Raw genomic sequence first — 21081 nt, forward strand, 5'->3', positions numbered from 1 at the left:
ACAAGCGGGAACCTGGAAACCGTGAAGCTACGAAGCGCGCGCCAACTGCCGAATGGGAATCCAGCGGGAAGCCAGGCGCCGGTACGCGGCCGCGGCGCCTGTCATGTCGCCTTCGGCCAGGCACTCGATGCCCAAGCGGACATCCATGGGGGAGTCGTCCGGGTACACCTTGTCTGCAACGGCGCCGTAATCGAGCTCCACCATCGACTGGACGTGGAACAGCTCGAGCCACTCAGTGAGCTGCGTCAGGTCATCCAGCATGTCCAGGTCCGGAGCGGCCAGCGCCAGATGGGCCACGGAAAACCGGGCCCTTTCCAAGGCTTCAGTCAGTGGGGTCCATACCCGCACCGTCAGGATGCGGCCGTCGGATTCGACGACGTCTTTGCGGTCCGATTCGGCAAACAGCGAGAACCAGCTGAACGGGATACCCCAGGTTGAGGCGCGGGTGTGGACGCGTTTGGCGTCTTCGCGGGCGTTGATCCGGTCGATCCGCATCTGGTGTTTGTCCCTTTGCGAAACCGGAATGAGCAGGTCGGCCAGCGGACTGTGGACTCCGTCCATGAGCGCGTTGGCCGCCAAGCCGGCCCGAATCACCAGTTGGCTGGGGCAGTAAAGCAGCCGTCCGGCGTCGTCCTCATCATTGCCGGGAGCGGCGTGCCGTCCCATGGGGACCCGCGTCATGCGGACCAGATCGGTGCGGCCGGTGGGGAACGGATCGCCGCCGGAGCGGGTGATGCGTCCCAGCGAGGCCTGGAGCTCCGCATTTTCGACGGCGGCCCGGGAACCTGCCTTGCTGCCCTCCGCCACAAGCTGGCGCTGTTGCTCGGGAGGGAACGCCTCAAGCGGCTCGTAAATGCGCAGCGACGAAGAGAACGGCAGTCCCGCCTGGCCCCGGTACAGACTACCCGCCATGTCCAGCCACCCCTTTCGTCAATGAGTCATCAGGTGCAGTGCTCAGTCGGCGAGCTCCACGATCACGGGAGCGTGATCCGAGGCGCCCTTCCCCTTGCGTTCCTCGCGGTCAATGGACGCACCCGTGACGCGGGAAGCCAGTGCCGGGGAGGCCAGGCAGAAGTCGATCCGCATGCCCTCCTTCTTGGGGAACCGCAGCTGCGTGTAGTCCCAGTACGTGTAGACCCCCGGCCCCGGCGTATAGGGACGTGCGACGTCGGTAAATCCGGCGGTTTCGAACGCGTGGAACGCTGCCCGCTCGGGTTCGCTGACGTGCGTGTAGTTGTTGTCGCGGAAGAGCTGGATGTCCCAGACGTCGTCGTCGAACGGGGCGATGTTCCAGTCACCCATGAGGGCGATCTGCGCGTTGGGGTCGGCCTTGACCCATTCGGCTGCCTGCTCCCGCAGGACTTCGAGCCATTTGATCTTGTAGGGCATGTGTTCGTCGTCCAGGGAGCGGCCGTTCGGAACGTAGAGGCTCCAGACGCGGATTCCGCCGCAGGTGGCAGCGATCGCGCGGGCTTCCTGGGCGGGGTCCTTGCCGGCTTTGCCGAAGGCAGGCTGGTCCACGAAGGTGCGCTCAACGTCTTCCAGGCCCACACGGGAGGCAATGGCCACGCCGTTCCACTGGTTCACGCCGAAGTGCGCTACCTCGTATCCCATGCGTTCAAAGAGTTCCCAGGGGAAGTTCTCGTCCTTGCACTTGGTCTCCTGGATGGCCAGGACATCGCAGTCGCTGCGCTCAAGCCACGCTTCAACACGGTCGGCTCGGGCACGGAGGGAGTTCACATTCCAGGTAGCTATCTTCACAGCCACTAACTTACCGAACTTGGGGCTCAGCGCATCCCCCTACGGCTTTTTACCGCGCCGAAGCTAGTGGCCATACAGCGGCTGGGTGTTGGCCAGCTTGCGGAGACCGATGCCCGAAGCGATCAGGAGCAGGCCGGTCACAATGGCGAAAGCTGCGAGCATTCCCATCAGGCCGAGGAGCCCGATGCCCGGATTGACCAGGACCACAATTCCGAACACCGTGGTGATGAGGCCGGTGAGCAGCCATAGTCCCCAGCTGCGGATGAAGCTGCGGGCGGCAAGGGCCAGGATGATCTGCGAGATCCCCAGTACCAGGGCCCACAGGCCGATGATCACGCCAATGACGGCAGCGGTAATGCCGGGCCAGGCGATGGCCAGTATGCCGGCGGCGATGGAGATGAATCCACCCACAACGCTCCAGCGTGAGCGGCCGGCGGGGTCGTAGAAGTAGTGGGCCACGCTGGTGATGCCGTCGATGATGGCGAAGAAGCCGAACACCACCACCACTGCAAACGCCGTGGCGCTGGGCAAGACCAGGACCAGCAGTCCGAAAACGATGGCGAGGGCTCCCCGGACCAACAAAGCTGTCCCTGGAGTTGTGAACATTCTGCGACCCGTTGTGTCCGACATATGGTCAGCGTAACCAACCGTGTGCCTTTACCGCATCCCCTCGCGCCGGATGGCTGTTGCGATGGCTGCTGCACGCGTCTCGACACCGAGTTTGGCGTAGATGTGTGCCAGGTGTGTTTTGACCGTGGCCTCGGAGATGAAGAGGCGTTTTCCGAGGTCCCGGTTGCTGAGTCCCTCGGTCAGCAGGCTGAGCAGCTCGGCTTCCCTCGGAGTCAGGATGTCGTCCGGATTCCGCATTTGCTGGAACAGCCGTGAGGCGACCGGTGCGCTCATCACGCTCTTGCCCTGCACAGCACCACGGACGGCTGCGAAGATTTCCTCCGGCGCGGCATCCTTGAGCAGGTACCCCATGGCTCCGGCGTCCACGGCGCGGACGATGTCGGCGTCGGAGTCGTAGGTGGTGAACACGATCACCGCTTGCTGCGGGTTGCGTTGCCGGAGCTGCTTGATGGCTTCGATGCCGTCCATCCCGGCTCCCATGGCCAGATCCATCAGCACAACCGCCGGCGAGTGCACCCGGGCCGCTTCCAGAGCGTCTTCGCCGGAGGAGGCTTCACCGACGACGGCGATATCCGCCTGGGTGCCCAACAGCGCCTTGAGCCCGCTCCGGACCACGGTGTGGTCGTCAACGAGCAGAACGGAAATGGCGATCACAGGCCCTCCTTGGACGACCGGGCAGGCTGGCTGAGCGGCAGCTGCGCCGCGATGATGGTGCCTTCACCCGGCGAGCTCTCCACTGACAATTCTCCACCTAGCTGCTCAACCCGTTGCCGCATGGCCCGCAGGCCGTACCCTCCGGTTTCCGACGGCGCAGGTACCGCTGCGGGATCAAAGCCGCGTCCGTCGTCGTACACGTCCAAGGTGACCGACTCCGGGAGGTACCCAAGCGTCACGCTGGAGTGGTCCGCGTGCGCGTGGAGCTTGATGTTGGCCGCTGCGCTTTGGGTCACCCGGATCAGGGCATGGCGGACCTCTGCGGGGAGCGGCCGTTCATCGCCGGTGACGTGGACCTGGATGGTATCCACATATTGGCTCGCGGCGTGCTGCAGGGCTTCCGGAAGCGGGCCTGATTCGAGACCCGGCGCGGAAAGTTCGTGCACCAGGCTGCGGGTGTCGGCGAGGTTCCGCCTCAACAGGCCGGACGCCTTGGCAACGTCCCGCTGGGCCGAACCATCCGGCCAGGAGCGCTGCGCCGCCTCCAGCAGAAGCAGGCTGCTTGCCAGGCCCTGGGTCACGGTGTCGTGGATTTCCCGGGAGACGCGCTCGCGTTCGGTGGCGATCCCGGCCTGCCGTTCGGTTGCGGCCAACTGCTCCTGGTCGCGTTCGATCTTGTCGTAGATCAAGGTCAGGAGGGCCCCTGCGGCGAGCGGGCCAAGCAGCATGGCAACGTCCGTCCAGCCGCTCATCCGGAAGAGCCCGACGGCGGTGGCCGCTGCGGTCACGCTGCTGGCCGCGTATCCGGCCCAGCCGCGGAAAGCCCTGCGCGCAAGGAAGAAGATGGCGAACGAGCACCACGCAAAGCTCGGAGCCACGATCACCAGGGCGGCCCACGCTGCCACAAGGGCAATCATCCACGGGATCCAGTGGCTGCCCCGGGCCGGGCGTCGATGTGCCAGGAGGGCGGTGACGGCGTAGAGCCCGCACACTGCCGCCGCCAAAGCCACCGTCCACAGGTTGTCCGCGGGGGAATGCCGCATGACGTACCGGACCCCGGAGGCCACCATCAGCACGGCAAAGCCCACGTGCACCACGGCATCGATGCGGCCGTCGAAGCGGCTGCTTGGCCCTGGCTGTGGAGGAGCAGTTGGCATGGATGGTTCCCGGTTCCGTTCCTGGCTGTGGCGGTTTCGTGCGTGGCGGGCGATCTTTCCATGCTAGGTCCCGGGCGGTTATTGGTCTCTCCACCTTTTGGCTGATACAGCGTGCGGAAAGGATGAGCCCGGGGCCTGCTTCGGGCCGATGTGGCAACGGGGCCGTCCGGGAAGCATGGATGTGTACCCGGAATGTCCATGCAGTCCCGAAGGAGAACCCCCGTGAAGAAGTCCAACAAGATGATTGCCGCCGCTGCTGCCGGAGCGCTGTTGCTCACCGGCGGAATCACGGCTGTGGCCAACGCCGTGGCACCTGTCGCGGCACCTGAGGCCGCGCCTGCAAAGGTTGCCGCTGATGTGCAGCCCGCCCCCGAGAACGTCGTGGCGCAGAACCGCATCACCGTGGGCGCTTCCAGCAAAGCCGTGAATGCCGCACTGGCCAAGTGCCAGGCGGACAAGCTGCCATTCGTTACCGTCGCTTTGGTGGACCGCTTCGGCACCGTCCAGGCAGTCCTCCGCGGTGACAACGCCGCCGAACACACCATCGAAGCTGCCAAGCAGAAGGCCTACACGGCTGCCGCGTTCGGTGCTCCCACCAGCGAGCTGGCCAAGCGCATCAACGGCAACGGTCCCTCGATCGCCGACCTCCCCGGCACACTGTTCCTGGCCGGTGGAGTTCCGCTGAAGGTCAACGGCGTTTCTGTTGCCGGCATCGGTGTTGGCGGTGCTCCCGACGGTGCCCTCGACGAGGCCTGCGCCACCGCCGGTGCAGAAGCCTTGGCCGCAGCGGCGAAGTAGCCTCGACCCATGACCACCCGCGCCCGCGCCCGCGTTTTTGTACACGTGATGCCCTTATGGGAGCGTCTTAAGGGCGATATCTGGACAAAAACTCGGGTGGTGGGGGCGGGGTTGGTGCTGGTCGGGCTCGTGGCCGGGTGCGCGCCGTCGTCGCCCGGGCCGTCAACTACACAGAGCTCGACGGCGGCCGCCTCACCTTCGGCCGCCTCACCGGCGGCCGCCTCACCTTCCGGCGCCTCGCCTTCCGACCAAGCGCCGACTCAGGCAGCCCCCACTTCAGCCGCGCCGTCGAGCGCGGGTCCCGGCCCGACGTCGTCGGCTGCCGTGCCGCCTACACTGACACCGGAGGCCCAAATGGAAACCGACCGACTCCTGATCCTCGCCGCGAAGGCCAACGACGTTGCCAGGGTCCGGGAGCTGATCGCGGCCGGCGGAAACGTGAACGCCAAGGACGACATCCAGGACTCCGCGTTCCTGTATGCCGGCGCGGAGGGCTTCAACGAGGTCCTGGAGCTGACCTTGGCTGCAGGGGCGGACGTGCGCAGCACCAACCGCTACGGCGGCACCGCCCTGATCCCCGCGAGCGAACACGGACACACGGAGACAGTGAGGATCCTCATCGCCGCCGGTGTGCCCGTGGACCACGTCAACAACCTGGGCTGGACCGCTATGCAGGAAGCCATCCTGCTCAACAACGGCGGCCCCAAGCAGCAGGACGTGGTCCGGCAACTCCTCGCGGCCGGAGCCAACCCGGACATCCGCGATCCACAAGGCCGAACGGCCCTGCAAAATGCAGAGCGGCTCGGGTTTACGGAGATCGCGGCAATGATCAGGTCCCGCTGACGTAGATGGACTAGACGGCTTCCAGCACGCTCACATAGTTGGCGATGCCCACGCCGCCCATGTTCTGGACGGCTCCGCGACGGGCGTTGGGCAACTGCATGTCGCCGGCGGTTCCGCTGAGCTGCATAGCGGCGATGACATGCTGCGACACACCGGTGGCGCCCACCGGATGGCCCTTCGCTTTCAGGCCGCCGGAGACGTTGATGGGGAGCTTGCCGTCCTTGTAGACCCAACCCTCCGTGACGGCCCGGGATCCTTCACCGCGGGGAGCCAGGCCCATGGCCTCGTACATGATGAGCTCGGCGATGGTGAAGCAGTCGTGAACCTCGGCGAAGTCCAGCCCCTCAATGCCGACCCCGGCCATGGCGAAGGCGCGCTCCCACGACGCCCGGGTGGCAGCGAATTCGGTGGGATCGCGGCGTTCTGCGGGGAAGAAATCGTTCGCGTGGCCGAACCCGGCCAGGCGCACGGGAACAGTTACGCCCCCGGTCGCCGACGTTGACAGCACGACGGCGGCAGCTCCGTCCGAGACCGGCGAACAGTCGGTGCGGCGCAAGGGTTCGGCCACCATGGGGTTCTTGTCCGAAATGGTCCGGCAGAATTCCTCGCCGAAGTCGCGGTGCATCTGGGCGTAAGGGTTGTCCATGCCGTTGCGGTGGTTCTTGGCGGCGATGGAACCCAGGACATCGCCGAGGCCTTGGACACCGGGACCGGTGATGCCTGCGCCGTAGCGCTTGTCATAATGCTTGGCGACCTCCGCGAAGAGGCCCGTGAATCCGGTGCTGGAGGCTTTACCAGCCATTTCGTAGGAAGCGCCGAGCAGCGCTGCCCCCACGACGTCGGCTCCGGCGTCGGTCATCTTTTCCGCACCGATCACCAGCACGTTCCGGGCAGTCCCGGCCAGCACGGCTTTGACGCCTTGCTGGAAGGCGGCGGACCCGGAAGCGCAGGCGTTCTCCGTCCGGGTCGCGGGGACGTTGGCCAGGTCCGCGGAGAGCTGGAGCGCCAGGGACGACGTGAAGCCCAGCGGCTGCATGCCGGAGTTGAACTGGCCGAGGTAGATCTCGTCGATGTCCTTGGGGTCCAGCCCGGAGTTGCTGATGGCCTCCCCGGCCACCTGGACGATCAGGGATTCCAGCGTCTCATCGGTCAACTTCCCGAACTTGCTGTGTCCCCATCCCGTGAGCAGGATGTCTTTGCCGAACTGGTCTTTGAGGCTCATGCGTTGGCTCCTTCGAGGGTGTGTTCAACAGAGGCGAGCGCTACCACGAACCCGGCCCCGGTCTTGTGGCGGAGCTCTTCCACGGTGACGCCCGGGGCGAGACGGGTCAGCCGCAGGCGGGTGCCGCCGTCGTGCGTCTCTTCGATGTCGAAAACGGCCAGGTCCGTGATGATCCGGTCCACGCAGCGGAGTCCCGTGAGGGGGAGGGTGCATTCGGTGACGATCTTGGCCGAACCGTCCTTGGCGTTGTGCTCGGTCAGGACGACGACGCGCGGTGTCCCGGCCACCAGGTCCATGGCACCGCCCATGCCCTTCACCATCTTGCCGGGGATGGTCCAGTTGGCGAGGTCGCCGCTGCCGGACACCTGCATGGCGCCAAGGATGGCAACCTTCACGTGCCCGCCACGGATCATGCCGAACGAGGTTGCGGAGTCGAAGATGCTCCCGCCGGGGGTGATGGTGACGGTCTGCTTGCCCGCGTTGATAAGGTCGGCGTCTTCCTCGCCCTCATAAGGGAACGGACCCATGCCGAGCAGCCCGTTCTCGCTCTGGAGGACTACCCGCACGCCATCGGGCAGGTTGTTGGCCACCAGTGTGGGGATGCCGATACCGAGGTTGACGTAGTCGCCGTCGTTCAGTTCTTCTGCCGCAATCGCGGCCATCTGGTCTCGTGTCCAAGCCATGGTTTGCTCCTTCTGCTTCAGACCGTAAGTGGTTCGGCGTGGTGCGCTTCAGCGCGCTGGCGGACTGTTCGCTGTTCGATGTCCTTGACCCTGTTGCTTGCCTGGACAAGCCGTTGGACGTAGACGCCCGGGGTGACGATCTGGTTGGGGTCCAGCTCGCCCGGTTCCACGATGACCTCGGCCTCGGCAATAGTTACGGTGCCTGCCGTGGCCACCACCGGGTTGAAGTTCCGCGCGGTGTAGCGGTACACCAGGTTGCCGTCCGTGTCCGCGGTGTGGGCGTGGACCAGTGCGACGTCGGCAGTGATGGCGCGCTCGCGGACGTACGTGACGCCGTCGAACTCTTCCAGCGGCTTGCCTTCGGCAACCAAGGTGCCCACGCCCGTCCGCGTGTAGAAAGCGGGAATTCCGGCGCCGCCGGCACGAAGGCGTTCGGCCAGGGTGCCTTGCGGGGTGAACTCGACCTCCAGCTGGCCGGCCAAATACTGCTCGGCGAAGAGCTTGTTCTCGCCCACGTAGGATGCGATGACCTTCCGGACCTGGCCCGCCTCGATCAGCACGCCCAGTCCCTTGCCGTCCACGCCCATGTTGTTGGAAACAATGGTCAGATCCGTGGCGCCCGACGCGCGAACGGCGTCGATCAGGTCGGCGGGGATGCCGCTGAGGCCAAAACCTCCGACGGCGATGGTCAGGCCGTCTGCCATCAGGTCATGGAGCGCTTGGGCTGCGCTCGCGTGGATCTTGGACATGGTGGACTCCTCGTTGAGTGATATTGAGTGTTGTTGAGTGACATCCACTTTGTGGACATTGTGGTCTTTCCTTGGAGCCTAGATTTCTTCAGGGTGTGGGTCAACGGGCCATCCCGTTGGCTACTCACGCTATGGACGCTATGGTGGGTGGTGTCCATATTGTGGATGAAATCTTCGGGAGGCCGTAGTGGCGGTACAGGGAGCGCAAGTGGTGGGGCGCGTAGCGCTGCTGCTTCGGCTGGTGGGACGGAAGCCCGAGGGCACCTCGTTGGCGGGTTTGGTTCGTGAATCCGGGCTGACCAGGCCAACTGTGCACCGGCTACTGACCTCGCTGGCTGCGGAGGGCCTGCTGGAACACGATTCAAGCTCCGGTAAGTGGGTGTTGGGGCCGGAAGTCTTCCTGTTGGGGTCGGTGGCGGCGGCCCGTTTTCCCATGGAAGACATTGCCCGCCCGTCATTGCGCCGCTTGGCAGCCGAAACCGGGGAGAGCGCGTTCTTCTCCATCCGCCGGGGCAATGAAACAGTGTGCGTGCTGCGTGAAGAAGGTTCGTTCCCTGTGAGGTCGTTCGTGCTGCACGAGGGCGTCCGCTTTCCGCTGGGCATCGCTTCGGCAGGAACGGCGATCATGGCTTTCCTGCCTCTTGAGGAGCAAGAGTCCCTCCTGGCGGATTGGCCGGCACATGCGGGCGACTTCGCTTCCGGACACCCCGCGGACGTGGTGCGGGAAAACCTGGAGCAGACCCGTTTGACCGGCTACTCCGTGAATCCCGGCCTGATTCTTGAAGGCAGCTGGGGCATGGGGGCTGCGGTGTTTGACCCGCAGGGCCGGCCGGCGTGGGCTTTGTCCCTGACGGGGATCGAGCCACGGTTCCGCCCTGACCGGCAGGAGTTCCTGGGCAAGCTGCTGCTCGAGGAAGCGCACCGGATGACGGCGCGGTTACAGGGCACCTAGTTGGATGGTTTTCAGCGCAGGTCCAGGCGCATGAGCACCCGGGGGAAACCGTTGAGCACGGACGTCGTCTCGGCCACCTTCTTGAAGCCGGCCTTCTCGAAGAGCTTTCGCGTACCCACATAAGCCATGGTCAGGTCCACTTTGCCGCCCTGGTTGTCCACGGGATAGCCCTCAATGAACGGGGCGCCATGACTCTTGGCGAATTCGATGGCTCCGCGCAGCAACTCGTGGGAGATGCCCTTGCCGCGATGCCCGGGCCGCACACGGATGCACCACACGGACCACACCTTGGCATCGTCCACCTGCGGGATCTTTCGGTTCGTCGCGAAACTGGTGTCCGCGCGCGGGTGCACCGCTGCCCACCCAACTACTTCGTCGCCGTCGTACGCCAACACCCCGGGAGGCGGGTCTTCGGCGACCAGCTTCTCGACGTACTTCCCGCGCTCCTGTTTTTGGAGGCTTTGGTTCAGCCTGGACGGGATCCTGTAACTCAGGCACCAGCACACGTTGGAATCGGGGCGCTTGGGACCGACCATGGTCTTCACGTCATCGAACACCGTCGCCGGTCTCACCTCGATAGCCATGCCGCCCATCCTGTCACCCGGGCCGGTGGTGGGCAACGGACGACGGCGGGTGGACGGGTTTTGGGGCGACGGCGGGAAATTTGCCAGGACTGCCGCGAGGCTCAGGTAGGCTTGCGGTCGTGATGACCGGATCGGGCTTCTGCCCTGCACGGATCGGCTATCCGGCCGACCTCTGACGCGCCAGCGTGCTCCGCCTTGTGGATCGATGACCCAGCAACCCATCGAAACGAACCCACATAAAAGGAGTCATGAATGCCAGCGCTTTTCAACCACACCATCATCGCGTCCCTTGACCGCGAAATTTCTGCCAGGTTCTACCGGTCCATCCTCGAAGCCGACGAAGCTCCCGGCTGGGGGCCATTCAGCAACCTCACTTTGGCTGGAGGAGTGATGCTCCAGTTCGCTGAGCCGCCGGTGGAGATCCAGATGCAGCACTATGCGTTCCTGGTGGACGACGCACACTTCGACCGCGCCTATCAGCGGTTGCTGAGTGCCGGCGTCGAACATTGGGCCGATCCGCAGATGACCCGCCCGGGTGAGACGAACACCGAGCACGGCGGCCGGGGGGTCTACTTCAAAGACCCTTCGGGCCACGCGCTCGAACTCATCACGCGGCCGTACTTGTAAAAACGGGGTTCACTTATGGCCCGGCATGGCCTCACCGCGGGCCATGAGTGGACTCGGTTTCAAAGTGTTCGAAAAACTTTTTCAATCCGCACCCATCCACCCTGCCCCATCCTCCGAATAGTTGGTGAGACACAAACCGGAGGTACAGCAAAAGCGGTACCTGCAGCCCGTGTCCCACCACCCAATGGACCCAACGCCCTGGTTCCAAAAACAAGGAGAATGACATGTTGTCCACAAAGCGCCCCGCCCTCGCCTTCGTTGGCCTCACTGCAGCCACCCTTCTCGGGCTCACTGCCTGTGGTGGATCCAGCACCTCCAGCTCGCCCTCTTCTTCGTCACCCGCCCCGATGAGTTCCTCCGCGGCTCCGTCGTCGATGGCACCGTCGCCGTCGTCGTCCCCCATGAGCAGCGCCGCCATGGATCCCGCCGCCAACCTTGTAGGCCCCGGCTGCGCCGGCTACGCCGCACAGGTTCCGGACGGTGCCGGTTCGGTCTCAGGAATGGCCAAGGACCCGGTAGCAACCGCTGCTTCCAACAACCCGCTGCTCAAGACCCTCACCGCCGCCGTCTCGGGCAAGCTCAACCCCAAGGTTGACCTGGTCTCCACCCTGAACGGCAGCGAATTCACGGTCTTCGCACCGGTTGATGACGCTTTCGCCAAGATCGACCCGGCCACCATCGAAACGCTCAAGACCGATGACGCCCTGCTGAGCAAGATCCTCACCTACCACGTAGTCCCCGGCCAGCTGTCCCCGGACAAGATCGTAGGCACCCACAAGACTGTAGAGGGCGGCGAAGTGACTGTTGCAGGCACCAAGGACGCCCTCACCGTGAATGGCGCCAACGTCATCTGCGGTGGCGTCCAGACCGCCAACGCGACGGTGTACCTGGTTGACTCGGTGCTGATGCCCAAGTAGGCCCAGGCCCCACAGCGGTACAAACAGCTCCACAGCGGTACAAACAAAAGCAGGCGCCGGAAGAATCCGGCGCCTGCTTTGCTGTTAAGTTGCGGTGCTAGTTGTTCAAGTCGCTGTCGACGTAGGAACCGGGGCGGCTGTGTTCCGAGCCGCAGGGACAACGGTCAACCTCGATGCGCAGCGTCATGGGCTTGGAGGCGTCCAGGGTGAGGGTCACGTTGTTTGCCTGGTGGCTGAGCCGGAGGGTTCCGTCGGTGGTTGAGATGTAAGACATGCGGGCCCTAACTATGTGGGATGAACTGTGCAGGTAAAGAACTGTGCAGGTGAAGTGCTTGGGGCGGAGCCGGTCACTTGTCTTCGGAGTTCAGCTGGGGTTTGCCGACGAGCGGTATGGTCCCTGTGGCCGTTCCTCCGGGGCAATCGGACTCGTTACATTTCCCGGCGCACTCATGCTTGGTGACGAGGTCGAACTGGACGCCGCCGTGTTGCTCGACACCGGTCCGGATGGCTCGTTCAACCACCGAGGTGGCAAGTCGCTTATGCAGCGACAGGGGATCGCGCCGCAGGTCCTTGGTCAGGGCGAAACAGAGCAGCAGCATGACGATCACGAACGGCAGCGCCGCCACGATGGTGACTCTTTGCAATCCGGCCAGGGCTTCGGATGGTTCATCACCACCAGCCAGCAGCATGACCGCTGCAACAGCACCGGTGAGGCTTCCCCAGAAGATGACCACGGCACGGCGGGGGTGCTCAGCACCGTTGGAGCTGAGTGAGCCCATGACGATGGAGGCCGCGTCGGCACCGGTGATGAAGAAGATCGCCACGAGCACCATGGCCAGGACAATGACAGCGGCCGTGGCCCAGCCGGGCATTCCCAGGTTCTTGACGAGGTCGAAGAGTGCGCCGTCGAAGTTGACTGAAGGGACCCCGTTGGTTGTGGTCACCAGGCCGGGCGTACCGGCCTTGTCCGCTTCCTGCTGGACGTGGAATGCGGCTCCGCCGAAGATGCCGAACCAGATCACGCTGACAACGCTGGGGACCAGAAGCACGCCGGTAACGAATTGGCGGATGGTGCGGCCGCGGCTGATGCGCGCGATAAAGAGGCCAACGAAGGGCGTCCAGGAGATCCACCAGGCCCAGTAGAAGATGGTCCAGCTGGTCATCCAGCTGCGCAACGCGTCGTCGCCCACGGCTTCTGTCCTGGACGACATCTCCGCGAGGTCGCGGGCGTAGTCGCCGATGGCCGAGGGGATCAGGTTGAGGATGAACAGGGTGGGGCCGGCAACGAAGACGATGAGTGCAAGCACCACGGCCAGGACCATGTTGATATTGGACAGCCACTGGATTCCGCGGCTGATGCCGGAAACCGCTGATGCTACGAAGCAGAACGTCAGGACGGCCACGATGACCACCAGCACGGGAGTGCCGATCTCACCCACCCAGCCGTTGGACGTCATGCCGCTGCCGATCTGCAGGGCACCGAGGCCCAGGGAAGCAGCGGTTCCGAAGAGGGTGGCAAAGATGGCAAGGATGTTGATGAACTTTCCGATCGGCCCTTCGACCATCCGGATGCCGAACAGCGAAGTGAACGCTGCGGAGACCAGCTGTTTGCGGCCGAGGCGGTAGGTCCCGTAGGCCATGGCGATGCCAACCACTGCGTACATGGCCCACGGGTGGAGGGTCCAGTGGAAGATCGAGGTGGCCATGGCGGTCTGGATGGCGGCGGGCGTGCGGCCGTCCACGGTTCCTGGCGGGGGCGAGATGTAGTGGTAGAGAGGCTCAGCCACGCCGTAGAACATGAGGCCGATGCCCATGCCCGCGGCGAACATCATGGCCACCCAGGAGACGGTGCGGAATTCGGGCTTCTCGCCGTCCTTGCCCAGCGGGATGTTGCCGAATTTGCCCAGGGCCAGCCACAGGACAAAGACGACGAACAAGGAGGCGAGGACCATGAAGAGCCAGCCTGTGTATTCCATGACCCAGTTCAGGGCCCCTTTGGATGTTTCCGAAAGGCTGTCGCGTCCGACAAAGCCCCAGACCACGAAGGCGACGGCGATGGCGCCTGTGATCCCGAAGGTGACTTTGTCGAGGGTAAGTTTCTGGTTCCGGCGGGCGGAGACGGCCTGCTCGGTCTTGGCGTTGCGCAGTTCCACCAGGATCTGATCGTATTCTTCAGAATCGGGGAGAGTCTCTGCGCCTCCATCCTCGTCGTTGAGGGCTGCCGGGTTTGTTGCATCGGGGGAGCTGCTGATGACTTCTTCAGGGAGCTCCACGTGGGCGGGTCGGGTTGCTGGACTGCCTGCCGGACGATCGTCGGCAGGCAACTCCTCAGGTGTTAACGGTTTTATGCCACTGTTTGTAGCCATGAGCGGGTCCTTTGCTCGGCGAGTCATGGGTTTTGCGTTGATGCACGGCCTTGGGCTGTGCGTTCGGAGAAGGTTAGGAACGTTCCGCATGAATCAACAACATTCGCGCTAAGCAACAGAGTGCGCCCCGTCACACATCAAAGTCAAGGCTTTTCCCGTCTTTGACGGCCACTTGATATATCAATTGGCCTTGACGTGGGGTGTTGCCTACCATGATGACCGTTGCGCCAAGAGCGCCGCGGGGGAAGAGCTGTTTACGGGTCCGGACTAACGGGGCCTGTAGCCCATCCTGGCGCTGATACTCAGCCCGGCCTCGCGCAGTCCATCGATGAGGCCCGGCTGCTCTTCTGGCGAAAAACGGAACGCCGGACCGGAGATGCTCACGGCGGCAATGACACTGCCGGTGTGGTTGAAAATCGGCACAGCCACGGCGGTGAGGCCGATCTCAAACTCTTCGTGGACCGTGGCGTATCCGTTGCGGGCCACGTCCAGCAGTTGCTTCTCCAGCTCTCCGCGGTTCGTCACCGTGCGGGGCGTTCGTGCAGGCAGCCCAACCGCCTTGAAAACCTGGGTTCGTTCGTCTGCCGTCAGTGCTGCCAGGAGAACCTTGCCGCTCGACGTGGCATGCAACGGCGTCAGGCTCCCCACCCAGTCATAGGTGGCCAACGTCGACGGTCCCATCGCCTGGTCCACGTTGACCGCATAGTTGGACCTCAGGACAGCCAGATTGACCGTCTCCTTGTACTCGTGAGCCAGGGCCTCCAGCACTTCCCGTGCCTCGTGGACAACACTCAGCCTGCCGGGAATGGATGACGCCAGGCGGAGGATGCCGAAGCCCAACTGGTACTTGCCACGTTCGCTGTTTTGCCGGACGAGGTCGCGGCCAACCAGGGAGCCCACAAGCCGGGACACGGTGGATTTGTGCACACCCATCTCCTCGGCGATCTCGCTCACTCCGGCGTCGCCTTCCCGGGCCAGGATTTCCAGGATCTGGAGGGCGCGGTCCACTGACTGGACGCCTCCGCCCTGGGCGTCCGCGTCCTTGTCGAAGTCCGGGTTGTTGCGTGCGGCCATGCTGCCTCGTGTCGTTGTCCAGGCAGGCGGCCCTGGGCCTGGTAGCCCTGCACGGCCTGCACCCTCGTCTTTCCTCATCCTAGACGGAGTTTTACACGGACTCTTTCACATCATGGGGCACTCGTAACTTATGCGCTGACGGCCACCTCCTGGACGTTGGCCCGAGAATCGATGAGTCGTTCCCTTCCTGCATAGACGTTCAGGCTGTGGCCACGGCTGAAGCCCACCAGGGTCAGGCCGGTCCCCACTGCAAGATCGGCCGCCAGGCTAGAGGGTGCGCTCACCGCTGACAAGACCGGTATTCCGGCCAGCGCGGCCTTCTGGACGAGTTCGAACGATACCCTGCCGGAGACCTGCAGGACCAGGCCCGTCAGCGGCAACAGGTCCTGGCGGAGTGCCCACCCCACCACCTTATCGACGGCGTTGTGGCGCCCCACGTCCTCGCGAAGGCACAGGAGCTCCGGCTCGGAACCATCCACCCTGAAGAGTCCCGCAGCATGGACACCGCCGGTCCTGTCGAAAACGGCCTGGGCCTCGCGGAGGCGGTCCGGCAGCCCGGCCAGGAGATCAACGGAAACCCGCAGCCCATCCAGGGACGCGTCGTAGTGGATGGTCTTGCGCACGGCGTCGATCGAGTCGGTTCCGCAGATGCCGCACGAGCTGGACGTGTAGACGTGGCGTTTGGTGTCCGGCAGGGGCACGTCCGGGCGCAGCTGGGCGTCGACGACATTGAAGGTCTGTGTCCCGTCCTTTTCGCCGGCACAGAACCGCAGGGAGAGCAGTTCCGATGGGTTCCGGATGATCCCCTCGGACACCAGGAACCCGGCCACAAGATCGAAGTCGTCCCCGGGTGTCCGCATTGTCACTGCGAAGGAGGTCCCAGCGATCCTGATTTCCAGTGGCTCCTCGGCAGCCAGGACGTCCTCTTTGTGACGAACAGGGTGCTCGCCGCCCGTCCCATCGAGTTGGAAGCGGTGGATTTTCCTGCGCTGCGTCATGCGGGCCATACGGTGGGCCTTCCTGGCTGGTTCTGGCCCGGGTTACCGATGGGCGCTGTCCATGGCAGGGGCAGCACGGGAACCGGCTCGCCGGCCACTGCTCCTTCCGGAGGCACCGACATATACGCGTCGGCCCACGCGAGCCCGCGCATCATCCCGGGACCAGCGTGGGCGGCCGGGAACACCAGCCCGTGGATGAGCCGGCAGGGTATGAGGCGCGTCTTTCCCTGGACGGGTTCGATGTCGGCGCCGGAAAGCAGCGGAGTGGCCTCCTGGAAGGGGCGGTTTCCCAGGGCGGCGAGCAGGGGTTCGCCCAGGGTCATGAGGGCCAGCATGGCTGCCAGCGGATTGCCCGGCAGCCCGATGATGAAGTGACCGTCCGGCAGTTCGGCCATGACGGCGGGATGTCCGGGGCGCATGGCTACCCCGTCCAGCAGGAGCCGCCCGCCGAGCGCCGCAACGGCGGCACGGAAGTGGTCTGTACCGGATTTACCGGTGCCTCCGGTGGTGATCGTCACCTCGGGACGCCGCCCGTCACCGGCGCCGTCCAGTGCCGCCAGCCACTCTCCGTACGAGTCGCCGATCCGTAGCTGCCCGTCCGGCACTCCGCCCAATTGCGGGATGACGGCATTGAGCTGCGGACCAAAAGCATCGCGCACCTGTCCGGGCGCGGGGTCACCTGAGGTGACCACTTCAGAACCGGTCATGACGACGGCGACCCTCGGCTTGCGCTGTACCTGCAGCTGATCGTGGCCGGCCACCGCGGCCAGGGCAAGGTGTGCCGGATTGAGGAGGGTGCCGGCGGGTATGAGGACGTCGCCTGCGGTGGCTTCTTCGCCGGCCGGGCGGATGTGGCGGCCGGGAAGTGTTTCGCCCGGTTTCACCTCCGGCCCCAAGGTGAGGTGCCCGTCGTCGGACAGCTGTCCGCTTTCCTTGCGGAGCACGGTGGTGGCTCCGGCAGGAATAAGGCCTCCGGTGGCAATGACACTGGCTTCTCCGGCAGAAAGGCGCCGCCCGGGCCCGGTGAGTGCCCAGGGTCCTTCACCGCTGATGGCCCAGCCGTCCATGGCTGATGACGCGTAATGGGGAAGGTCCTGCCGGGCAACAACATCGCGGGCCAAAGTGCAGCCGATCGCCGCGTCGAGGCTTGTTGGTGCGGAGGGGAGGGGAGCTGCGCAGTGGTACGCCAGTTGCCGGGCTTCGGCCCACGTCATGGCATGGTTCCGCTGGAGGCCGGCTGTTAACTCCTCTTGTGCAAGCATGGATGTCCGTTTCCTGGGTGGTGCTTCCGGTGTGGAAGGCACCGGGGACTGCACGGCCTTCCCGTAATTACTGCCGCGCAGTCCCCGGTAGCTTTTGTCAGGCCTTCACGTAGCCGTTGGGGTTCAGTACGAACTTGGTTGCGGCTCCGGCGTCGAATTCGGCGTAGCCGCGGGGCGCGTCTTCGAGCGGGATGGCTTGGGCGTTGACCGCCTTGGCGATCTGGACCTTGTCGTGGAGGATGGCCATCATCAATTGGCGGTTGTACTTCATCACGGGGCATTGACCGGTGGTGAAGGACAAGGACTTGGCCCAGCCCGTCCCCAACGACAGGGAGAGCGAACCGTGCTTGGCGGCGTCGTCGATTCCGCCCGGATCGCCGGTCACGTAGAGGCCCGGGATGCCCAGGGCGCCGCCGGCCGCGGTGATGTCCATGAGTGAGTTCAGCACGGTGGCCGGGGCTTCGTGCGAGGCGTCCTTTCCGTGTCCCCGGGCTTCGAAGCCCACAGCGTCAACGCCGCAGTCCACTTCCGGAACGCCCAGGATCTGCTCGATCTGGTCCTTGGGATCGCCTTGGGAGACGTTGACGGTTTCGCAGCCGAAGGATCGGGCCTGGGCCAGGCGGTCCTCGTTCATGTCGCCCACAATCACGACGGCGGCCCCCAGCAGTTGGGCGCCGACCGCGGCAGCGATGCCCACGGGACCGGCACCGGCAACGTACACGGTGGAACCGACGCCGACACCGGCTGTGACTGCGCCGTGGAAGCCGGTGGGGAAAATGTCCGAGAGCATGGTCAGGTCCATGATCTTCTCCAGGGCCTGGTCCCGGTCCGGGAAGCGCAGGAGGTTCCAGTCCGCGTACGGGACCAGGACATACTCCGCCTGTCCGCCGACCCAGCCTCCCATGTCCACGTAGCCGTAGGCGCTGCCGGGGCGGTCGGGGTTGACGTTGAGGCAGATGCCGGTCTTCTGTTCCTTGCAGTTCCGGCAGCGGCCACAGGAGATGTTGAACGGTACCGAGACGATGTCACCTACCTTGATGAATTCGACGTCGGGTCCCACCTCCACCACTTCACCGGTGATTTCGTGGCCAAGGACAAGGTTCTGCGGTGCGGTGGTGCGTCCGCGGACCATGTGTTGGTCCGAACCGCAGATGTTGGTGGTCACTGTCCGCAGGATGGCCCCATGCGGGACCTTCCTGCCGACGTTGGCCGGGTTGACGCCCGGTCCGTCCTTGAGTTCAAACGTTGGGTAGTCGGTGTCGATGATTTCGACGACACCGGGTTCCTTGTAGGCGACTGCTCTGTTTCCTGACATGGTTACTCCCTGTTCCTTGCTGTTGTTGAACTGAGCTGTCCAACGGTCCGAAAGCGGTGCTTCGATGAGGAATACCTCCCCAGGTTTCAGGCCACCGAAGCACCATTCACGGACAGTTGGACATATCGATAAACGGACAAATGGACAGTTGTGGTGCGGCTAGGCCTTTTCCAGCCGGATGATCACGGACTTCGAGGTCGGGGTGCCGCTGGTGTCGGCGACGGAATCCAGCGGCACCAGGACGTTGGTTTCGGGGTAGTACGCGGCGGCGCAGCCTTTCGGCGTCGAATAGGAAACGATGCGGAAGTTTTCGGCCCGTCGCTCTGTCCCGTGGAACTCTGAGACCAGGTGGACCATGTCCCCATCGGCAAAGCCGAGCTCGCTGATGTCCCCTGCGTTGGTCAGCACCACCCGACGGCCGCCGTGGATGCCGCGGTACCGGTCGTCCTTGCCGTAAATGGTGGTGTTGTACTGGTCGTGGGAGCGCAGGGTTTGGAGGACCAGCTTGCCCGGCGGGACTTTGATGAACTCCAGTTCATTGCCCGTGAAGTGCGCTTTCCCGGAGGCTGTGTCGAACTTCCTGGCGTCGCGGGGCGGGTGCGGCAGCACGAAGCCGCCGGGATGCTGGATCCGGGCTTCGAAGTCTTCGAAACCGTCGAAGACCGCCTCGATGTGTTTCCTGATCAGGGTGTAGTCGTCCCTCATGGCGAGCCAGGAAGCCCTGGGGGTGTTGGGCAAGCGTTGGTACCCGTCGGTGAAAAGCTTGTCCGCGAGGTTGCAGACGATCGCGACTTCGGAGTGGAGGTGCTCGCTTGCAGGCTTCAGGCGGCCACGTGAGGCGTGGACGGCACTCATGGAATCTTCCACGGTGACCCGCTGGTCACCGGTTCGCTGGGTGTCCTTTTCGGTGCGGCCGAGAGTCGGCAGGATCAGTGCCCGCTGGCCGGTGGACAGGTGCGAGTGGTTCAGTTTGGTGGAGATCTGGACGGTCAACCGGGTGTTGGCCAAGGCGTGCTCGGTGACCTCCGAGTCGGGGGCGGCCCGCACGAAATTGCCGCCCATTCCCATGAAGAAACGGACTTTCCCGTCCCGCATGGCACGGATGGCCGCAACAGTGTCATAGCCGTGGTCCCGGGGCGAACGGAATTCGAATTCCTGGTCCAGTCGGTCGTGGAATGCTTCCGGCATCTTCTCAAAGATGCCCATGGTGCGGTCGCCCTGGACATTCGAGTGGCCACGCACAGGGCAGACGCCGGCGCCGGGCTTGCCGATGTTTCCTTGGAGCAGCAGGACGTTCACCACGTCGCGGAGCGTGGGCACGGAGTGCTTGTGCTGCGTCAGGCCCATGGCCCAGCAGACAATGGTGGCGCTGGAAGCCAGAAGCCGTTCACCGGTGGCGTGGATCTGTTCCAGGGTGAGCCCCGTTGCCTCCACGATGTCATCCCATTCCACCTTCTCCAGGAAACGGAGATAGTCGTCGATGCCCACGGTGTGGTCATTGATGAACGCGTGGTCAAGAACGGTTTCCAGGCCCGGGGTCTTGCGGCCCTCGGCTTCGGCTTCCAGGAGGTATTTACCCAGGCCCTGGAAGAGAGCCTGGTCACCACCGGCACGGATCTGCAGGAAATCGTCCGTCAGCTGCGTTCCTTGGATCATTCCTGCCACATGCTGCGGGTTTTCGAAGTGCAGGAGTCCGGCTTCGGGAAGTGGATTGACGGACACGATGACCGCACCGTTCTTCTTGGCCTTCTCCAGCGCACTGAGCATGCGAGGGTGGTTGGTTCCGGGATTTTGCCCGGCGACGAAGATCAGCGACGCCGTCTCCAGATCGGTGAGGCTGACGGAGCCTTTACCGATACCGATCGTTTCCACCAAGGCGGAACCGGAGGATTCGTGGCACATGTTGGAACAGTCGGGCAGGTTGTTCGTGCCGATTCCGCGGACCAGGAGCTGATACACGAAAGCTGCTTCGTTGGACGTCCGGCCCGAGGTGTAGAACACCGCTTGGTCCGGGTTTTCCAGCTCCCTGAGTTCCCGCGCCATCAGCTCGTAAGCGTCGTCCCACTCGATCGGGGTGTAGTGGGTGGCTCCTTCTTCAAGGACCATGGGATGCGTCAGGCGCCCCTGTTGGCCCAGCCAGTAGTCGTCGCGGGTCTTCAGTTCTTCCACTGAGTACTTGGCGAAGAATTCGGGAGTGACGCGCCGGCGGGTGGCTTCCTCAGCAACGGCTTTGGCGCCGTTCTCGCAGAACTCCGCCGCGTTCCGCTTTTCATGTTCGGGCCAGGCACAGCCCATGCAGTCGAAACCGTCCAGCTGGTTTACGGCGAGCAGGGTCTGGACGCTGCGCACCGGACCCATCTGTTCCAGCGAGATTTTCAACGCGTTGGCGACGGCCGGGATGCCCACCGCCTTGGTTTTGGGTTTGGTGACGGTCAGCTTTGACTCATCAATGTTTCCGTCGGGGGCTTTGGTAGCCATGAGGTTTCCCT

Annotated in this window: 21 protein-coding genes; 5 read left to right on the forward strand and 16 right to left on the reverse strand. The window is 64.3% G+C overall.

The window, feature by feature from the left end; translation table 11 throughout:
• Positions 1–27: 27 nt before the first annotated feature.
• The 5 genes from ACNAOU_RS02170 to ACNAOU_RS02190 form a co-directional block, all read right to left on the reverse strand.
• Positions 28–912, reverse strand: a complete 885-nt coding sequence (locus tag ACNAOU_RS02170) for a hypothetical protein (RefSeq protein ID WP_018779523.1) — start codon at positions 910–912, stop codon at positions 28–30.
• A gap of 42 nt (positions 913–954) precedes the next feature.
• Positions 955–1761, reverse strand: coding sequence for an exodeoxyribonuclease III (locus tag ACNAOU_RS02175; RefSeq protein ID WP_422757913.1), 807 nt, complete (start codon positions 1759–1761; stop codon positions 955–957).
• A gap of 63 nt (positions 1762–1824) precedes the next feature.
• Positions 1825–2391 carry an HdeD family acid-resistance protein gene (locus tag ACNAOU_RS02180; RefSeq protein ID WP_026267417.1) on the reverse strand — a complete coding sequence of 189 codons (567 nt, stop codon included), beginning with the start codon at positions 2389–2391 and terminating at the stop codon, positions 1825–1827.
• Between the two features lie 27 nt (positions 2392–2418).
• Positions 2419–3045, reverse strand: a complete 627-nt coding sequence (locus ACNAOU_RS02185; RefSeq protein WP_281445375.1) for a response regulator — start codon at positions 3043–3045, stop codon at positions 2419–2421.
• Positions 3042–4202 (reverse strand): sensor histidine kinase, encoded by a 1161-nt coding sequence (locus tag ACNAOU_RS02190; protein WP_422757914.1) that lies wholly within the window; start codon positions 4200–4202, stop codon positions 3042–3044. Before ACNAOU_RS02190 ends, ACNAOU_RS02185 begins: the two co-directional genes overlap by 4 nt.
• A 222-nt stretch (positions 4203–4424) precedes the next feature.
• Here ACNAOU_RS02190 and ACNAOU_RS02195 point away from each other — a divergent pair, with 222 nt between their 5' ends.
• Positions 4425–5000, forward strand: a complete 576-nt coding sequence (locus tag ACNAOU_RS02195) for a GlcG/HbpS family heme-binding protein (RefSeq protein WP_179128474.1) — start codon at positions 4425–4427, stop codon at positions 4998–5000.
• Positions 5001–5048: 48 nt separating this feature from the next.
• Positions 5049–5843 (forward strand): ankyrin repeat domain-containing protein, encoded by a 795-nt coding sequence (locus ACNAOU_RS02200; protein WP_422758653.1) that lies wholly within the window; start codon positions 5049–5051, stop codon positions 5841–5843.
• A gap of 10 nt (positions 5844–5853) precedes the next feature.
• On the opposite strand, the gene ACNAOU_RS02205 is transcribed toward ACNAOU_RS02200, so the two are convergent.
• From ACNAOU_RS02205 to ACNAOU_RS02215, 3 genes are read right to left on the reverse strand one after another with little or no spacing between them, the layout of a single operon-like run.
• Positions 5854–7065 carry an acetyl-CoA acetyltransferase gene (locus tag ACNAOU_RS02205; RefSeq protein WP_210078271.1) on the reverse strand — a complete coding sequence of 404 codons (1212 nt, stop codon included), beginning with the start codon at positions 7063–7065 and terminating at the stop codon, positions 5854–5856.
• A complete protein-coding gene (locus tag ACNAOU_RS02210; protein WP_422757915.1) occupies positions 7062–7748 on the reverse strand; it encodes a CoA transferase subunit B in 687 nt (228 codons plus the stop codon). Before ACNAOU_RS02210 ends, ACNAOU_RS02205 begins: the two co-directional genes overlap by 4 nt.
• A 17-nt stretch (positions 7749–7765) precedes the next feature.
• Positions 7766–8497 (reverse strand): CoA transferase subunit A, encoded by a 732-nt coding sequence (locus tag ACNAOU_RS02215; RefSeq protein ID WP_422757916.1) that lies wholly within the window; start codon positions 8495–8497, stop codon positions 7766–7768.
• Positions 8498–8684: 187 nt separating this feature from the next.
• Between ACNAOU_RS02215 and ACNAOU_RS02220 the strand changes: the two genes are divergently transcribed.
• Positions 8685–9449, forward strand: a complete 765-nt coding sequence (locus tag ACNAOU_RS02220; protein ID WP_039239412.1) for an IclR family transcriptional regulator — start codon at positions 8685–8687, stop codon at positions 9447–9449.
• Between the two features lie 11 nt (positions 9450–9460).
• On the opposite strand, the gene ACNAOU_RS02225 is transcribed toward ACNAOU_RS02220, so the two are convergent.
• The gene (locus ACNAOU_RS02225) at positions 9461–10033 is read right to left on the reverse strand and encodes a GNAT family N-acetyltransferase (protein WP_422757917.1); all 573 of its coding nucleotides are present in this window, start codon (positions 10031–10033) and stop codon (positions 9461–9463) included.
• Positions 10034–10285: 252 nt separating this feature from the next.
• On the opposite strand from ACNAOU_RS02225, the gene ACNAOU_RS02230 reads away from it, so the two are divergent.
• The gene (locus tag ACNAOU_RS02230) at positions 10286–10660 is read left to right on the forward strand and encodes a VOC family protein (RefSeq protein ID WP_039239413.1); all 375 of its coding nucleotides are present in this window, start codon (positions 10286–10288) and stop codon (positions 10658–10660) included.
• Positions 10661–10884: 224 nt separating this feature from the next.
• The gene (locus ACNAOU_RS02235) at positions 10885–11577 is read left to right on the forward strand and encodes a fasciclin domain-containing protein (RefSeq protein ID WP_026267414.1); all 693 of its coding nucleotides are present in this window, start codon (positions 10885–10887) and stop codon (positions 11575–11577) included.
• A gap of 97 nt (positions 11578–11674) precedes the next feature.
• Here ACNAOU_RS02235 and ACNAOU_RS02240 read toward each other — a convergent pair whose 3' ends face one another.
• From ACNAOU_RS02240 to ACNAOU_RS02270, 7 genes are all read right to left on the reverse strand, one after another.
• Positions 11675–11851, reverse strand: coding sequence for a hypothetical protein (locus ACNAOU_RS02240; protein ID WP_422757918.1), 177 nt, complete (start codon positions 11849–11851; stop codon positions 11675–11677).
• Positions 11852–11924: 73 nt separating this feature from the next.
• Positions 11925–13943 (reverse strand): BCCT family transporter, encoded by a 2019-nt coding sequence (locus ACNAOU_RS02245; protein ID WP_306879199.1) that lies wholly within the window; start codon positions 13941–13943, stop codon positions 11925–11927.
• Between the two features lie 267 nt (positions 13944–14210).
• The gene (locus tag ACNAOU_RS02250; protein WP_018779506.1) at positions 14211–15017 is read right to left on the reverse strand and encodes an IclR family transcriptional regulator; all 807 of its coding nucleotides are present in this window, start codon (positions 15015–15017) and stop codon (positions 14211–14213) included.
• A gap of 128 nt (positions 15018–15145) precedes the next feature.
• Positions 15146–16024 (reverse strand): formate dehydrogenase accessory sulfurtransferase FdhD, encoded by an 879-nt coding sequence (gene fdhD, locus ACNAOU_RS02255; protein WP_422757919.1) that lies wholly within the window; start codon positions 16022–16024, stop codon positions 15146–15148.
• Positions 16012–17277: a molybdopterin molybdotransferase MoeA gene (locus ACNAOU_RS02260; protein ID WP_422757920.1), complete on the reverse strand. Its 1266-nt coding sequence runs from the start codon at positions 17275–17277 to the stop codon at positions 16012–16014. Before ACNAOU_RS02260 ends, fdhD begins: the two co-directional genes overlap by 13 nt.
• Positions 17278–17374: 97 nt before the next feature.
• A complete protein-coding gene (fdhA, locus tag ACNAOU_RS02265) occupies positions 17375–18592 on the reverse strand; it encodes a formaldehyde dehydrogenase, glutathione-independent (protein WP_018779503.1) in 1218 nt (405 codons plus the stop codon).
• 159 nt (positions 18593–18751) lie between these two features.
• Positions 18752–21070, reverse strand: coding sequence for an FdhF/YdeP family oxidoreductase (locus ACNAOU_RS02270; RefSeq protein WP_422757921.1), 2319 nt, complete (start codon positions 21068–21070; stop codon positions 18752–18754).
• Between the last annotated feature and the right edge of the window lie 11 nt (positions 21071–21081).

This window comes from Paenarthrobacter sp. C1, assembly GCF_049315185.1.
Classification (GTDB): Bacteria; Actinomycetota; Actinomycetes; order Actinomycetales; family Micrococcaceae; genus Arthrobacter; species Arthrobacter nicotinovorans.

Bases quoted from the DNA above. Each gene is read 5' to 3' on its own strand.
- ACNAOU_RS02225 (WP_422757917.1), bottom strand. From the start codon at position 10,033: ATGGCTATCGAGGTGAGACCGGCGACGGTGTTCGATGACGTGAAGACC.
- ACNAOU_RS02260 (WP_422757920.1), bottom strand. From the start codon at position 17,277: ATGCTTGCACAAGAGGAGTTAACAGCCGGCCTCCAGCGGAACCATGCC.
- ACNAOU_RS02205 (WP_210078271.1), bottom strand. From the start codon at position 7,065: ATGAGCCTCAAAGACCAGTTCGGCAAAGACATCCTGCTCACGGGATGG.
- ACNAOU_RS02245 (WP_306879199.1), bottom strand. From the start codon at position 13,943: ATGGCTACAAACAGTGGCATAAAACCGTTAACACCTGAGGAGTTGCCT.
- ACNAOU_RS02240 (WP_422757918.1), bottom strand. From the start codon at position 11,851: ATGTCTTACATCTCAACCACCGACGGAACCCTCCGGCTCAGCCACCAG.
- ACNAOU_RS02210 (WP_422757915.1), bottom strand. From the start codon at position 7,748: ATGGCTTGGACACGAGACCAGATGGCCGCGATTGCGGCAGAAGAACTG.
- ACNAOU_RS02250 (WP_018779506.1), bottom strand. From the start codon at position 15,017: ATGGCCGCACGCAACAACCCGGACTTCGACAAGGACGCGGACGCCCAG.
- ACNAOU_RS02200 (WP_422758653.1), top strand. From the start codon at position 5,049: ATGCCCTTATGGGAGCGTCTTAAGGGCGATATCTGGACAAAAACTCGG.
- ACNAOU_RS02190 (WP_422757914.1), bottom strand. From the start codon at position 4,202: ATGCCAACTGCTCCTCCACAGCCAGGGCCAAGCAGCCGCTTCGACGGC.
- ACNAOU_RS02235 (WP_026267414.1), top strand. From the start codon at position 10,885: ATGTTGTCCACAAAGCGCCCCGCCCTCGCCTTCGTTGGCCTCACTGCA.
- ACNAOU_RS02180 (WP_026267417.1), bottom strand. From the start codon at position 2,391: ATGTCGGACACAACGGGTCGCAGAATGTTCACAACTCCAGGGACAGCT.
- ACNAOU_RS02270 (WP_422757921.1), bottom strand. From the start codon at position 21,070: ATGGCTACCAAAGCCCCCGACGGAAACATTGATGAGTCAAAGCTGACC.
- ACNAOU_RS02215 (WP_422757916.1), bottom strand. From the start codon at position 8,497: ATGTCCAAGATCCACGCGAGCGCAGCCCAAGCGCTCCATGACCTGATG.
- ACNAOU_RS02230 (WP_039239413.1), top strand. From the start codon at position 10,286: ATGCCAGCGCTTTTCAACCACACCATCATCGCGTCCCTTGACCGCGAA.
- fdhA (WP_018779503.1), bottom strand. From the start codon at position 18,592: ATGTCAGGAAACAGAGCAGTCGCCTACAAGGAACCCGGTGTCGTCGAA.
- ACNAOU_RS02170 (WP_018779523.1), bottom strand. From the start codon at position 912: ATGGCGGGTAGTCTGTACCGGGGCCAGGCGGGACTGCCGTTCTCTTCG.
- fdhD (WP_422757919.1), bottom strand. From the start codon at position 16,024: ATGGCCCGCATGACGCAGCGCAGGAAAATCCACCGCTTCCAACTCGAT.